The sequence below is a fragment of the Streptomyces sp. NPDC034049 genome, from assembly GCF_055575575.1.
Map to the genome: position 1 here is coordinate 67978 of NZ_JBVISJ010000020.1, position 15172 is coordinate 83149.

General features: G+C 71.7%; 10 protein-coding genes. 5 read left to right on the forward strand and 5 right to left on the reverse strand.

Annotation, left to right across the window (positions count from 1 at the left end; all coding sequences use genetic code 11):
- The first annotated feature begins 8 nt into the window (after nucleotides 1-8).
- Nucleotides 9-1418, forward strand: a complete 1410-nt coding sequence (locus tag ACZ52C_RS37645; RefSeq protein ID WP_469079036.1) for a hypothetical protein — start codon at nucleotides 9-11, stop codon at nucleotides 1416-1418.
- Here the strand turns inward: ACZ52C_RS37645 and ACZ52C_RS37650 are convergent.
- Together ACZ52C_RS37650 and ACZ52C_RS37655 are read right to left on the reverse strand one after the other, a co-directional pair.
- Entirely contained in the window at nucleotides 1363-3120 is a 1758-nt protein-coding gene (locus tag ACZ52C_RS37650; protein ID WP_469079037.1) for a DUF2264 domain-containing protein, read from the reverse strand. The two genes, ACZ52C_RS37645 and ACZ52C_RS37650, sit on opposite strands and share 56 nt — an antisense overlap.
- Nucleotides 3121-3453: 333 nt before the next feature.
- Nucleotides 3454-4500 (reverse strand): rhamnogalacturonan acetylesterase, encoded by a 1047-nt coding sequence (locus ACZ52C_RS37655; RefSeq protein ID WP_469079038.1) that lies wholly within the window; start codon nucleotides 4498-4500, stop codon nucleotides 3454-3456.
- Between the two features lie 192 nt (nucleotides 4501-4692).
- Between ACZ52C_RS37655 and ACZ52C_RS37660 the strand changes: the two genes are divergently transcribed.
- Complete coding sequence (locus ACZ52C_RS37660; RefSeq protein ID WP_469079039.1) at nucleotides 4693-6375, forward strand: rhamnogalacturonan lyase B N-terminal domain-containing protein; 1683 nt, start codon at nucleotides 4693-4695, stop codon at nucleotides 6373-6375.
- Nucleotides 6376-6382: 7 nt separating this feature from the next.
- On the opposite strand, the gene ACZ52C_RS37665 is transcribed toward ACZ52C_RS37660, so the two are convergent.
- Together ACZ52C_RS37665 and ACZ52C_RS37670 are read right to left on the reverse strand one after the other, a co-directional pair.
- Nucleotides 6383-7795 (reverse strand): RICIN domain-containing protein, encoded by a 1413-nt coding sequence (locus ACZ52C_RS37665; protein WP_469079040.1) that lies wholly within the window; start codon nucleotides 7793-7795, stop codon nucleotides 6383-6385.
- 11 nt (nucleotides 7796-7806) lie between these two features.
- A complete protein-coding gene (locus ACZ52C_RS37670) occupies nucleotides 7807-8880 on the reverse strand; it encodes a glycoside hydrolase family 43 protein (RefSeq protein WP_469079041.1) in 1074 nt (357 codons plus the stop codon).
- Between the two features lie 253 nt (nucleotides 8881-9133).
- Between ACZ52C_RS37670 and ACZ52C_RS37675 the strand changes: the two genes are divergently transcribed.
- A complete protein-coding gene (locus ACZ52C_RS37675; RefSeq protein ID WP_469079042.1) occupies nucleotides 9134-11254 on the forward strand; it encodes an autotransporter in 2121 nt (706 codons plus the stop codon).
- A 240-nt stretch (nucleotides 11255-11494) separates the two neighbouring features.
- Here ACZ52C_RS37675 and ACZ52C_RS37680 read toward each other — a convergent pair whose 3' ends face one another.
- A complete protein-coding gene (locus ACZ52C_RS37680; protein ID WP_469079043.1) occupies nucleotides 11495-12886 on the reverse strand; it encodes an amino acid permease in 1392 nt (463 codons plus the stop codon).
- A gap of 137 nt (nucleotides 12887-13023) precedes the next feature.
- Between ACZ52C_RS37680 and mmuM the strand changes: the two genes are divergently transcribed.
- Nucleotides 13024-13977: a homocysteine S-methyltransferase gene (gene mmuM / locus ACZ52C_RS37685; protein ID WP_469079044.1), complete on the forward strand. Its 954-nt coding sequence runs from the start codon at nucleotides 13024-13026 to the stop codon at nucleotides 13975-13977.
- 93 nt (nucleotides 13978-14070) lie between these two features.
- A complete protein-coding gene (locus ACZ52C_RS37690) occupies nucleotides 14071-15147 on the forward strand; it encodes a LacI family DNA-binding transcriptional regulator (RefSeq protein ID WP_469079045.1) in 1077 nt (358 codons plus the stop codon).
- The last annotated feature ends 25 nt before the right edge of the window (nucleotides 15148-15172 follow it).

Genomic DNA, 15172 nt, shown 5'->3' on the forward strand with positions numbered 1-15172 from the left:
CTCAAGGCATGACACCTGCAACACCGTCCCCCTCCGCCCCGCCCAGACACCGTCGGCGCCACCTCGCGCGCAAGCCCGTCATCGGGTCGCTCGTGGCCGCGTCCGTGCTGGCGGGGGCCTGGTACGCGACCGCCGGGGCGGCGCCCTCGGCCCCCTCGGCGGCCGGTGGTCTCACCGTCACGAACACGACCGTGAGCCTGCCGGCGAAGTTCCCCTATCTCTCGGCGGGCTACAACAACAGCCGGGAGTGGACGCGGACGGCGACGGCCGTCGCGCCGAACGGGACCCTGCGGGTCGCCTGGCCGGCCTCGGACGGCATCCATGTCACGCCGCTGACGGCGGTCGGCAAGCGCTCCGGCGCCGACACGGTCGTCAAGGGGACGAAGGAGGTCGGGGGGCTCGTCGCGCACAACGACGGGTTCGCTCTGCTGACCCGGGTCGCCGACACCAACAAGTGGAAGGAGACCGCCGCCGCGCTCGTCCGCTACAAGAACGGCAAGCAGGCCTGGCGGACCAAGCTCACCGGGGCCTCCTCCGACGACACGGCCCCGCTGCTCGACGGCCAGCTCGCCTGGAACGGCAAGAAGTACGGCGCCTACTTCGTGGTGCACGGCGCGGGCGGCTTCGCCGACGGCCACTTCGGCGACAAGCTCGCCTACGTCGGCTCCACCGGCAAGAAGCTGAGCGGCGGCTGGGGCTGGGGCTGCTCCCACAACGAGGGCATAGCCCTGCGCGCCGAGACCAGCGGGAACTTCACCTCCCTCTGCTTCGACGACTGGCGCTCGGGGCTCTTCGTCTCCACCGGCATAGGCGCGCCCGACAACGCGCCCGTCGTCCAGCGCGAGCAGTGCTGGGCCGGTTACTGCGGCGGCACCTTCGCGAGCCGCACCGGCGACCTGGTGAAGTCCACGACCGGCCGTTACGCCACCGCCTTCGCCTCACGGGGCGCGGCGTCCGCCAAGAAGAACCCGGACGACTCCAGCGGGCGGGGCTGGACGGTCGAGCCGAAGACCAGCACCCACCAGGTCGCCCTCGCGTTCCTCAAGAACAGGAACACCCCCTCGGGCAAGCCGGTCTACCTGACCTCCGCCAAGGGCACCGAGCACGTCAACGTGCGCGTCGCCCCGTACGGCGAGGACCGGCTCCTCGTCTCCTACGAGACCCTGAAGAACGCCAAGTGCGCGAGCGGTACCTGCACCGGCACCTTCACCGGCACCCACTTCCGTCTCGTCGACTGGAACGGCAAGCTCCAGGGCGCGGACAAGGTGGTGAAGGCGCGTATCTCCGGTGACATCGCCGTCCTGAAGGACGGGACGCTGACCTGGGCCTACGCGCCCGTCACCCCGTCCTACACGACCGCCCTCACCGGGGCGTCACCGACCACGAAGACACTGCGGATCGCCCGTCTGAAGCCGTAGCGCCGCGGTCGAACCGGAACGCCGCCCGCTCGCCGTCGGCCCAGGTCACGACCAGGTCGTGACCGCCCTCCACCGTCACGGAGACCAGCTTCGTGAGCGGCACGGGGTCGGGGTCGGCGGTGAGGCGGGCGAGCGCGACGAAGAGGGTGGCGTCCCCGGCCGTCGTGCCCTCGCATCCGGGGCCGCCGGTCTCCGACAGGCCGTGCGCGGGCGCGAGTTCCACCCGTACGCCCTCCGCCGCCGCCCAGCCCGTGATCCGCACCGGGGTGCCGGGCACCGCGCCGCTCACCAGCTGGGCACGGACCTCGACCGCGCCCCGGGCCACGACGAGGGCGGTGACCCGGACACCGCTGTCGCCGACCGCGTGCCGGGACGCGGCCCACCCCTCCCCCACGCCCAGCGGCTCGATGTCGACACGGCTCGCGTCGCCGCCGACGATCACGCTGTTGTCGTACGTCTCCGCCGGCGCCGCCAGGGGCACGGGCCGCGTCACGGTCGAGTAGGCGAGCCGGGTGTAGAAGGGGTCGTAGCGGACGTCCTCGCTGCCGTGGTTGTGGAGGCGGACCAGGCCGTCCGTACGGGTGGACTGCAGGAGCCAGTTGGGCGGGCCGAGGGGACGCAGCTCGTCCTCCTGTTCCACCGGTCCCGGCTCCTCCGTCGCCGTCCACACCTCGTGGTCGGGCGGCAGGAGCAGGCCGAGGAAGCCCTTGCTGGCCCAGTACGGGGAGGCGGGGCCCGAATAGCCCTGGAGGACGTCGGGGTCCGGGCCGTGCCAGCCCAGCGACAGCAGGCCCCGGTCGTCGACCGCGCCCCGGTCGAGGAAGTACTTCAGCGCGCCCGAGGCCAGCCGTCGCGTCTGCCCCGGCGACAGCGGCGTACGGCCGGTGAGGGCGCCCAGCCAGAGCGGGACGGTCGTCGCGAAGCGGTAGGTGAGGGAGCGGCCCTGGTGGAGGTGGGCGCCGTCGCCGCCGAACAGGCGGGCGTAGTCGTCGAGATGGGTGGCGAGACGGTCGCCGTAGCGGGCGAGGAGGTGGTCGTCCTGGGCGAGCCAGGCGTGCAGCACCGGGTAGAGGTGCATGGCCCAGCCGTTGTAGTAGTCGAACTTGCGGCCGTCGCCGTCGGTGTACCAGCCGTCGCCGAGGTACCACTGCTCGATCCGGTCGAGGCGCTGCTCGACGACACGGCGGGACAGCTCCGGTTCGTACCCGATCTCTTCGAGGAAGCCGCCGACGGTCACCGGGAACAACTCCCAGTTGCAGGGCCAGGGTTCGGCGGTGAGCGCGTCGCCGAGCCAGGCCGCCGCGCGCTGTCGGACGCCGTCGTCGAGGCGGTCCCAGAGCAGCTCCCGGGTCACGCGCAGCGCGAAGGCGATCGACGCGGCCTCGACGAGGGGCTGCCCGCGGTCCTCGATGCGTGGCCAGACGCCGGACACGCCGGCCGCCAGGCCGTCGGCGTAGCGGGCCAGCGCGGTCTCGTCCCGGCGGAACGCGGCGAGGAGGAGGGTGCGGGCGTATCCCTCCAGACCGTCGGAGAGCCGGCCGGACCAGCTGGTGCGGTCGCCGGGCAGGTCGTACAGGGCCCCGTCGGCCGTGGAGTACGGCTCCACGGCGGCCAGCAGGGAGTCGGCCGCGGACTCCCAGTGGGCGCGGGTGTAGCCGGTGTACGGGCTGAGGGTGCGGTCGTCCTGGGGCTGGGAGTGCATGGCGCTGCGCTTTCTGGCCGGGGTGTGTTTTTTCGGGGGAGGGAGAGGGAGGGGGGAGGCCGGGGTGGGTTGTCGGGTGCGGGTCGGTGGGGCTTCTCGCGCAGTTCCCCGCGCCCCTGAAGGCATCAGGCCCCTGCGGGCCTGGAAGACCAGGCCCCTGCGGGCCTCAAAGACCACGGCCCTGCGGGCCTGAAAAGCACGGGGCGCAGCCTCTGCTTTTCAGGGGCGCGGGGAACTGCGCGAGAAGCCCCGCCGGAGCCGCACCCGACAACCCACCTCCCGTTCCGGCAGAACCTGAGGCGCCCCGGTTCCGGTCGGGGCGCCCCAGGCGTCTTATCCCACCCTGGTCTTCCCCTCCGGCACCAGCCCCAGGGCGACGAGTCCGTCACGGACGAGCCCGGCGTAGACCGTCGCCCCGTGCACGGAGGTATGGGTGTTGTCGCGCTTCTCGTTGTACAGGTACAGCGCCTTGGACCCCTCCGTCCCCAGCGACTCCACCAGCGCCTTCGTCCCGGCGGTGAGATCGATCAACGGCACGTCGTGGGCCGCGGCGACCGCCCGCGTGACCGCCGGGTGGTCCACGCCCAGCCCGTTCACCAGCAGGGCCGTGCCGTTGTTGAGCGTGCCGTCGGAGTTGAACCAGCGGCGGACGATCGGGGTGACCAGGACGGGGCGGCCGCCCTTCTCGCGGACACCCGCGACCAGCGTCTCCAGGTTGGCCCGGTAGGTGGCCTCGTCGGTCTGCTTGTCGTTGTGGGCCAGCTGGATCAGCACCAGGTCGCCCCGGCGGATCTGCGGCTGGACGGTGGCCCACAGCCGGGAGTCGGCCAGGTAGGACACCGTGCTCTCGCCGGAGTCGGCGTAGTTGGCGACCGAGACGCCCTTCCGCAGGTACTGCGGGAGCTGCTGGCCCCAGCCGGAGTAGGGGTCGCCGGGCTGGTCGCAGACCGTGGAGTCGCCGACGAGGAAGATCTGGCGGGCCCGCTTCGCGGGGGTCACCCGGATGTCGGCCAGCGCGGGCGCGGAACCGCCGACGACCAGGTCGAGGCCGGGCGTGCCGGCGGGGCCGGTCGGCTCGCCCTCGGGGGTGCGGACGTTCACGGTGAAGCTACGGAGGACGGACCGCCCGGCGTCCGTGCCCGTCTCGGCGAGCAGCGTGCGGCGCGTCTCGCCGGTGATCTTCGTGCTCGCCGCGTCCTGCCCGCCGAGGCGGACCGTCACGTCGTACGTGCCGTCCGGGACGTCGAAGTGGCAGGCGTTCGCGGCGCAGTTCTCCAGGCCCAGCGCGGGGCGGCCCCGGTGCGCCTCGGCCGGCGCGGCCGCCAGGACGGTGCCCAGGGTCGCGGCCGCCGTCAGTGCGGCGACGGTGAAACGTCTCATTGCGGCTCCTCGGAGGGGTGACATGACCCGGCGGCTGGACGGTACATCGTTTGGCAAGCGCTTTCTAGATGTCGGTGCACTTTCACAAGATTGTCAACTTCCTCCTCGCGAAAGCCCTTTCGCGAAAACGATTCAACTGTCACTCTTCCGAATCACCCGCACTCCCCCCACGCACCTCCGAGGAGGCCCCCCATGTCCGAATCCCCCGACCGCCCGACGCTCGGCCGACGCGGCTTCGTCGTCGGCACCGCCGCCACCGCCGCCGGCGCCGCGCTCGCCGGGCCGCTGGCCGGCACCGCCCGCGCCGCGACCTTCGGCTACACCGACGACGGCACCAACTACGTGATCGACACCGGCGCGAACCTGGTGTTCAAGGTCAGGAAGAGCAACGGCGACCTGTCCTCGCTGGTCTACCGGGGCGTGGAGTACCAGGGCTACGGCGGCATGAACTCGCACATCGAGTCCGGCCTCGGCACCTCCACCGTCACCATCAGGCAGTCCGGCTCGACGATCCTCGTCTCCGTCGCCTACGGCACGCTCAGGCACTACTACGCGGCCCGCAGCGGCGAGAACAACGTCTACCTGTGGACCAACAAGGCCGACACCTCGGTCTCCGCGACCCGCTTCATCGTGCGGGTGAAGGCGGGCCTGTTCCTCAACGACCAGCCCGACTCCTACACCTACGCGCCCACCACCATCGAAGCCTCGGACGTGTTCAGCAAGTCCGACGGCCAGACCCGCTCGAAGCACTTCTCCAGACTCCGCGTCATGGACTACGACTACGTGGGCTGGTCGGCGAACGGCGTCGGTCTGTGGGTGGTCCGCAGCAACCACGAGAAGGCCTCCGGCGGCCCCTTCTACCGCTCCCTGCTGCGCCACCAGAGCGCGGACGGCGGCGGCCTCTACGAGATCCTCTACTACGGCCAGAACCAGACCGAGGAGCAGCGGTTCGGCCTCCAGGGCCCGTACGTCATCGCCTTCACGGACGGCGGGGCACCCTCCTCCTCGCTGTTCCCGGGCACCCTGAGCACCCCGTGGGCGGACTCGCTGGGCCTGTCCGGGTACGTGTCCGCGAGCGGCCGGGGCCGGGTGGCGGGCGTCGGCATCACCGGGCGGAACACGGCGTACGCGTACACGGTGGGGCTCGCCAACTCGGCGGCGCAGTACTGGGGTTCGGCACGGGCGTCGGACGGCTGGTTCTCCATCTCCGGGGTGCTCCCGGGGACGTACACCCTCACGGTCTTCAAGGGTGAGCTGGCGGTGTACACGACCTCGGTGACGGTCACGGCGGGCGGGACGACGACGCTGAACTCGATCGCGATCCCGTCCACCAACGACCCGTCGAACGCGTCCGCGATCTGGCGGATCAACGACTGGAACGGCACGCCGAGCGGCTTCAAGAACGCCGACCTGATGACGTACGCGCATCCGTCGGACACCCGGGCGGCCGCCTGGACCGGCAACGTGGTGATCGGCAGCGGGACCGAGACCTCGGCCTTCCCCTGCTACCTCTGGAAGGACGTGAACAGCGGTCTCCTCGTCTACTTCCGGCTGACCGCCGCGCAGGCCGCCGCCGCCCACACCCTGCGCATCGGGGTGACGACGGCCTACGCCAACGGCCGGCCGCAGGTCGTCGTGAACGACACCTGGACTTCGGCGATCCCCTCCCCGCCCACCCAGCCGAACACGCGGTCCCTGACCAACGGGTCCTACCGGGGCAACAACCACACGTTCACCTACAGCGTCCCGGCGTCCGCCTGGCTGACGGACACGAGTCAGTACAACGTGCTGAAGATCAACGTGGTGAGCGGTTCGGGGACGACCTCCTACCTCAGTGCGGGGACGGCGATCGACGCGATCGACCTGTTGAACTGACGTTTCGTCATGTCCCGCGCGTCCACTGCTGGTTGGTGCCGCTGTTGCACGTGTACGTGATGATCGCGGCGCCGTCGGCGGTGGACGCGCCGTTGACGTCCAGGCATTCGCCGCTCGCGCGGGACTTGACGTTCACGTAGGAGCCGGTGGTGGTGAGCGAGAACTGCTGGGCGGTGTTGGAGGAGTTGCAGTTCTCCTGGGTGACCGTGTTGGCGTTCTCCTGGACGCACAGGGAGCTGTGCCGGGTCATCAGCTGGTAGTAGCCGCCGCCGACGGACTTGAACCAGTACTTCTGGTTGTTGCCGCCGTTGCAGGCGTACTGCTTGATCTGGGCTCCCGCCCACTGCGACTGGCTGGTGACGTCGGCGCACTTGGACGAGTGGCGGGCGATCAGCGTGCTGTACGTGGCACTGGTGCCGTTGACCGTGCCGGTGGCCGTGTCGATCGTGACCTCGGGGGACCAGGACATGGACATCGTGGTGGAGGTCGGGAAGGTCAGCGGCAGCCAGACGTAGCGGGAGTCGTTGACCGTGCCGCCTATGGAGTTGCCCCAGCGGTCGCCCATGTAGAGATAGGAGGTCGTCGACGTGCCCTGCACGGGCAGGACGTAGGCGGTCTGCGAGCCGAAGGCCGTCGCGTCGCCGACGTTGGCCATGGCGGTCCAGGGGCCCGCGATGTTGGTGGCGGTGGCGTACTGCTGCTGGTTGGGGTTCCAGCCCGTGGCGCCCGAAGTGAGCATGAAGTACACGCCGTTGCGCTTGAACAGGGCCGGGGCCTCGCGGTGGCCGCCGTGCCAGGGGTCGGCGACGAGAGCGGCGACACCGGTGTAGTCGGCGGTGAGGCGGTAGATCTGGAGGTCGTAGTTCTCGCGGGCCGCCGAGATCATGTAGCCGGTGCCGTCGCTGTCCACGAACGTGGTGATGTCACGGGACATGTGCTGGCCCAGCGGGCGGAAGCTGCCCCGCCAGGTGTAGTTCCCGTCGACGGTGTCGGAGACGGCGACGGCCGCGCGGGCCTCGCTGTAGTCGACGCCGTTCTCCTTGTGCATCCACATCACGAACTTGCCGGTGGCCGCGTTGTAGATGACCTTCGGGCGCTCGATGTTGGCGGTCGCCAGTTCCGGGTCGGTGGCCTCGGTCAGGACGTGGTTGCGGAACTCCCAGTTCTTCAGGTCCGTGGAGCGGTAGGCCGAGACGTACCGGAAGGTGTTGTCGGCGTTGCGGTTCTCGCCGAACCAGTAGTAGTAGGTGCCGACCTTGATGACGCCGCCGCCGTGGGCGTGCAGGGGGTTGCCGCCGCTGTCGGTGAACTGGGTGCCGTTGGTGATGGTCTGCGGCGCCGCCTGGGCGGGGCCGGCCGTGACGAGGGCGCCTGCCAGCGCCAGACAGAGCGCGAGGAGTGTCGCGTACGCACGTCTCATCTCAGCTCTCCTTACCGGGCGTTCGAGGTGGGCGAGTCGGCGACGGGGACGCCGAAGTCGGGGGTGCCGTCGGGCTTCCAGCCCAGGCGCTGGATCCGGGTGTGGCGGTTGGGGTCGTTGAGGGGGTCGCCGACGATGTCCTTGTACTGGCGGGCGTGGTAGACGAGGACGTCGGTGCGGCCGTCCTCGGCGACCGTGAAGCTGTTGTGGCCCGGCCCGTACTGCTTGGTGGTGTCGTTGCTGGTGAAGACCGGCGTCGGGGACTTCGACCAGTTGGCCGGGTCCATGAGGTCCGCGTCCGCGTCGATCGTCAGCAGGCCCATGCAGTAGTTGAAGTCGGTGGCACTCGCCGAGTAGGTCATGAAGAGGCGGCCGTTGCGCTTGATGACCGACGGGCCCTCGTTGACCTTGAAGCCGATGACCTCCCAGTCCAGCTCCGGTGTGGTGAGCCGTACCTGCGGCCCCGTCAGGGTCAGCGGGTCGGCCATCTTCGAGAGCCAGACCGCGGTGTTGTTGTTCATCCCGGGCTCGTGCTGCGCCCACGCGAGATAGCGGGAGCCCCGGTGGGTGAAGGTGGTGGCGTCCAGGGAGAAGGTCTCCCAGGCCGTCTTCAGCTGTCCGCGCTCGACCCAGGTGCCCTTGAACGGGTCCCGGTGGGAGTTCTCCAGGACCCAGATGCGGATCGCCCAGATGTCCTCGGCGGGCGCGGAGGCGAAGTAGATGTACCACTTGCCGTCGATGCGGTGGATCTCGGGCGCCCAGATGTGCGCGCCCATCACACCCGTGGCGTGCTTGCGCCAGATCACGGACTCGGCGGCCGTCGACAGCCCGCGCAGGGTGCGGGACCTGCGCAGGATGATCCGGTCGTACTCGGGCGCGGTCGCCGTGAAGTAGTAGAAGCCGTCGGTGTGCCGGTTGATGTGCGGGTCGGCGCGGTTGCGGACCAGCGGGTTGACGAAGGGCGGCCGGGAACCGGCCGCGTGGGCGGCGGTCGCGGGCATCGCCGTGAGGGCGCCGGCGGCCAGGGCGCCCTTCAGGAGCAGTCGGCGGTTCGGGGGTTCGGGGACGGAGTGGTCGCGGCCCATGTGGCTTCCTCTCGGAGGGGGGAACAAAAGGAAACAGAAATGTTCGACATACCGCACAAGATCTTTCATTCCGAACGCCGAAAAGGTAAGGGCGTGTTACGGGGAGGTCAACGGGTTGGGCGAGACGAACACGGGCTCACAGGAACGGAACCGGGGTCCGAAGCCCGGATCCGAAGCCCGGATCGGGGTTCCTGGTCGGGGGTCCGCACGAGATTTCTGTTATCGGCGCGGCACCCGGACCGTCCCCCATGACGTGCGCACCCCCCTCCACAAGACAGCGTCGGCCGCCGGAGCCCTGGCGGTCACCGCCCTGCTGCTCGGCGCCCCGACCGCGACCGCCGCCGGCCCCCGCGATGTGACCGCCGACGTCCTGGCCGGACGGAACGTCACCCTCACCGGGGACACGGTGGTGACCGTGCCGTCCGGGAAGACCACGTACGACGGTGTGTTCAGCGGCACCGGCACCCTCACCGTGCGCGGCACCGGGACGCTGGTCCTCACCAAGGACAGCGACTTCACCCTGCCCAAGTCCCGGCAGCGGCAGAGCGTGCGGATCCTCGGCGGGAACCACCCCTACGTCACCGTCACCCGCCCGGACCCGCCCGCCGTGACCGTCGCCGAGGGCGCCACCCTGCAGTACGGCGACAGCGGCCCGACCGGGGTGATCGGCCACTACCCGTACGGCACCCCGGCGTTCCGGCTCAACCAGAACAACATCCGGGTCGACGGCACCCTGCGGCTCGCGCTGAAGGACGTCCCGTACAACCTGGGCACCATCAGCGGCTCCGGCCTGGTCACCCAGCCGAGGTTCCTGTGGGCCACCTGGGACCTGTCGGGCACCCACCCCTTCAGCGGCGTCATCGACAACGGCACCCAGGTCAACGCCGGGCGCCCGGAGTTCGCGACCTCGCTGCCGAACGCGCGCAAGGTGCTCAACCAGGGCACCTGGACCGTGGACACCCCGCTCGGCCGGACCGTCACCCAGGGCATGGACTTCTACCAGCGCGAGTACGGCAGCGACATCAACGTCCAGTCGCGGCCCGGCGGCAAGGTGATCCTCACCGGCCAGTACAGCTGGTCCGACCGGGGCGGTGACACGAACCCCTCGCTGAGCGACCCCGCCCTGAACTGGACGCCCGCGCGCAAGAACGTCAACAAGCGCGGCACCAACATCAAGGGCGCGAACGTCCAGTGGGGCGACGGGACCACGAACAGGATCTTCATGCCGGGCACGGCCGAGACGGTCTACATCAACCTCCTGGCGGCCCGCTCCCGTTCCCTGCTCACCCTCGACTACAACGGACCGGTCACCCTGGGCGCCCCCATCGGCGGCGGCCGCTTCCACGACACGCTCGCCGCGCCCGGTGCCGGGGACGTCGTCATCGCGGGGACCGAGGGCAACGACGTCACCTTCGCCGCCGTGCAGTACTACGACGGCTCGACGACGGTCGAGAAGGGCGCGGTGCTGCGGCTGGGCAGCGGCAGGGCCGGGGGCGACGGCGGGCTCTACACCAAGGGGGCCCTCGCCAGGGTGGTCAACGACGGTTCCCTGATCGTCCGCAACGTCGCGAAGCCGGTGACGCTGGCACGGATCGGCGGCAGCGGCTCGCTCACCCAGTCGGGCAAGGCCACCACGACCCTGACGGGCACGGCGGTGAACTACACCGGGGCGACCAACGTCACCAAGGGCACGCTGGCACTGCGTTCGGGGGCGACCCTCGCCCACAGCAGGACCGTCCGGCTCACCACCGCTGGCGCGACGCTCGACGTGGGCGGCTCCGGGCTGAAGGTGACCAGGTCGCTGTCCGGCAGGGGCACGGTCCGGGGCGCGGTGACCAACGCGGGCGTGGTCGTCGCCGGCCTCACCGTGACCGGCGGCTACACCCAGACCGCCCGGGGCCAACTGGTGCTGCGGGAGCGGCCGTTGAAGGTCAGCGGGGCGGTGCGGCTGGCCGGTGGGCTGGACTTCGCGGCCCTGGCCGACGTCGGCGGACCCGGCGAGACGATCACCGTGATCGACCACCGCGGCAAGGGCGCGACCACCGGGAGGTTCACCGGGCTCCGGGAGGGCGCCAGGGTGAAGCTGGCCGACACCACCTACCGGATCGGGTACAGGGGCGGCGACGGCAACGACGTCGTCCTCACCCGGGCGAAGGGCGGCCCGTCGCCGTCCGTGAAGGCCGCCGCGGGCTCCGCCTCCGGTCCCGGCGCACAGGACCCCCGTACCCAGAACGCGAGCGCCTCCGCCGACAGCGGCCTCGGCTGGTGGCCGTACGCACTCGCCCTCGTCGGCCTCACCGGGCTGCTGGTGCCGGTCACCAGGCGGCGCAGGAACCACCGGCGCGGCGGCGGCCAGCACGCGGCCACGGGCTGAGCCCGGGGCCGCCGCGCCCCGTGGGCCGCGGGCCCGATCGGGCGGTCACCGTACGGGGGTCGGTGACCGCCCGCCGGGCGGCGGGCCAGGGCCTGTCGTCACATTCCCGTCGTCGCCCGGAGGGCGGCCCCGCGGCGTCGTGGGGGTACCTCCCGGTCGAGCGAAGCCGAGACTGGGGGAGCGTGCATGGCGTCGCGGGGCAGACGGGAATGTGACGACAGGCGCTCGTGATCAATACACCTAGGTCGTGGCGCCGTCCGCCTCGGTGCCCTCCTGCCGTCCCCGCAGCCACACGTACACCGGGATGCCCGCGAAGAGGAACAGGGCGCCCTGGTAGACGGCCGCGTAGCCGGCGCCGGCGATCAGCCAGAAGGAGAAGGCGAAGGAGAGGGCGGCGACGATCAGGTCGCGGACCAGACCGGCGGGGCGGACCCGCTCCCGGGTGCCGCGGGCCAGCCAGTACAGCTGCGCGGCGGCGGACAGCAGGTAGGGGACGCAGCCGGTGAACGTGGTGATGAGGACGAGGACACGGAACGCGGTGTCCGGGTCGTCCGCGTAGTTGACGACGATGAGGAGCGTGCCGAGGACGGCGGTGGCGAGGACGCCGAAGGAGGGGACGCCGCCCTTGCCGATCCGGGCGAACGGCTTCGGGAAGAGGCCGTCGCGGGCGGCGGCGTACGGCATCTGGGCGCTGAGCAGGACCCAGCCGTTGAGGCAGCCGACGATCGAGGCCACCGCGACCAGCGCGATCACCGTGCCGCCCCAGCTGCCGCCGGCCATCGAGTTCACGGCGTCGGCGAAGGGGGCCCCGGACTCGACGAGTTCCTGGTGCGGGACGAGGCCGAAGACGGCGATCGTGCCGAGGATGTAGACGACGGCGGAGGCGAGGGTGCCGAGGACGCTGGCGCGTCCGACGTTGCGCTCCGGGTCGCGGACCTCGCCGGCGCTGACGGCGGCCGACTCGACGCCCAGGAAGCTGTAGAGCAGCAGCGCGGCCGCGGCGGCGATCGCGCCCGGGGCGCTCTCGCCGGAGGCGTTGAACGGGCCGAAGTTGTCGGCGTCGACGAAGAACAGGCCGACGGTCGCGACCAGCAGCAGCGGCACGAACTTCAGCACGGTGGAGACGATCTGCACGGCGCCCACGTAGCGGGTGCCCGCGAAGTTCGCGGCGGCGGGCAGCCACAGCGCGGCCAGGGCCGCCAGCGCCAGGACGACCTTGCTGTCGCCCAGGGGTATCAGCACGTCGACGTAGCCGACGACACCGACGGCGAGCGCGGCGATGCTGACCCAGCACATCGTCCAGTACGACCAGGCCGACAGGAAGCCCGCGAAGGGGCCGAAGGCGTCGCGCGGGTAGACGTAGAGGCCGCCGGTGACCGGGCTGCGCCGGGCCAGCTTGCCGAAGAGCAGCGCGAGCAGGACGGCGGCCACGGAGAGGATGACGAAGGCGAGCAGGCTGACCGTGCCGTAGGGGGCGACGGCGGCGGGGAGGGTGAAGATGCCACCGCCGATGATGTTGCCCATGACGAGGGCGGTGGCCGCGCCGAGCCCGAACTTACGGCCCGGGGCGGTCGCGCCGGCGGGCGAGGTCGGTTCGGGCTCGGCGGCCTCTGGGGTGCTGGTCGTGGTCATGGCGGTTCCCGGGGGATGCGGCGGGGTGGGGACGGGGAGGGCGTGATCGTACCGCCGCGGTCCACATGGTGGTCAATCTGTTCATGTACTGGACACACTCGGGTGGGCCCGCCCCGTACTCGACTACCGTCGTCGGCATGACCAGCAACGCACCCGGCAGCCTTCCCCACGTCCCCGGCCCCCGCGTCGGCCCCTTCGCGGCGGCCCTCGCCGCCGATGTCCTCGTCCTCGACGGCGGCATGTCCAACCAGCTGGAGTCGGCCGGGCACGACCTGAGCGACGAGCTGTGGTCGGCGCGGCTGCTCGCGGAGCAGCCGGAGGCGATCACCGAGGCCCATCTCGCCTACTACGAGGCGGGCGCGAGCGTGGCGATCACCTCCAGCTACCAGGCCACCTTCGAGGGCTTCGCGAAGCGCGGCATCAGGCGCGAGCGGGCGGCCGAACTCATGGCGCTGAGCGTCGAGTTGGCCGTCGACGCGGCGGTGGAGGCCACGGCGCGGGGCGTCACGCGCCCGCTGCTGAGCGCCGCCTCCGTCGGCCCGTACGGGGCGATGCTCGCGGACGGCTCCGAGTACCGGGGCCGGTACGGGCTGAGCGGGGCCGAGTTGGAACGGTTCCACCGGCCGCGCCTGGAGGCACTGGCCGCCGCAGGCCCCGATGTCCTCGCGCTGGAGACGATCCCCGACACCGACGAGGCCGAGGCGCTGCTGCGGGCGGTCCGGGGCCTGGAGGTGCCCGCCTGGCTGTCGTACACCATCGCCGGTGACCGCACCCGCGCCGGGCAGCCGCTGGAGGAGGCCTTCGCGCTCGCCGCCGACGCCGAGGAGGTCGTCGCGGTGGGCGTGAACTGCTGCTCCCCCGACGACGTGGACGGCGCGATCGAGACGGCCGTCCGGGTCACCGGCAAGCCCGTCGTGGTGTATCCGAACAGCGGGGAGACCTGGGACGCGTCGGCGCGGGCCTGGACCGGGCGGTCGACGTTCACCACCGAACAGGTCGAGGGGTGGCGGGCGGCCGGGGCCCGGCTGATCGGCGGGTGCTGCCGGGTGGGCCCGGAGGCGATCGCGGCCATCGCCAAGTCCCTGGCCTGACGGACCCGGGGCGCCGGCCGGCCGCCCGCTGCTAGCCTCCCTCCGGGGAAACCGGTTACCGAGGGGGTGCCGAGTGGCTGGGTGGGGTGGCGCATGACGAGGAAGAACGCGGACGGCGGCCGCAGCACGATCCGGGACGTTGCCGCGCGGGCCGGTGTCTCGGCGGCCACGGTGTCGCGGGTGCTCGGCGGGGTCTACCCCGTGAGCACCGCGACCCGCTCGCAGGTGCTGCGTGCCGTCCGTGAACTGGACTACGTCGCCGACGCCCGCGCCAAGGCGATCGCCGGGGCCGGCACCCCCACCCTCGGCTTCGTCCTGGACGACATCACCGGCCCCTCGTTCGCGCTGATGGCGCACGGTGTGGAGCGCGAGGCGACCCGGCTCGGCCATCTCTGTCTGGTGTGCAGCACCGACGGGGACGCGGCCCACGAGGCGGACTTCATCGAGACGATGCGGGCGCAGCGGGCCGCCGCCGTCATCCTGGTCGGCGGCGGCGCGGACACCCCCGAGTACCGGGCGCGCACGACGCGGGTCGCCGACGGGCTGGCGGCCGCCGGGTCCCGGCTCGTGCTGTGCGGACGGCCGCCGCTGGACCCGGGAGCGCCGGTCACGGTCATCGAGTACGACAACGAGGGCGGCGCGTACGCCCTGTGCGCGCACGTCCTGTCCCAGGGGCACCGGCGGATCCTCTTCCTCGGCGGGAAGCCGGAGCACACGACCGCGCAGGGGCGTGAGCGTGGCTATCTGGCGGCCCATCGGGCGCGGGGCGTGGAGACGGATCCCGCGCTGCGGCTGACCGGGGACTTCACCCGGGACTCCGGGTACCGGTCGATGCGGCGGGCGCTGGAGGAGGGGCTCGACTTCACCGCGGTGATGGCGTCGACCGACATGGTCGCGGCGGGCGCGCTGACCGCGCTGCGCGAGGCGGGGGTGTCGGTGCCCGGCGACGTGTCCCTCGTGGGCTACGACGACATCCCGTTCGCGCGTGACCTGTGTCCGCCGCTCACGACGGTGCGGGTGCCGTACGAGGAGTTGGGGCGGCTGGCCGTGCGGACGGCGTTGGAGCGGGGGCGCTCCGCTGGGGACTCGCACCTGTTGTTGGGGACGCATGTGGTGGTGCGTGAATCGGTGGGGGCGGTGGGCGCGGGCGGGGTCGCGTCCGCCGGGTGAGGTGGTTGGCCGGGTGCGGGTGCAT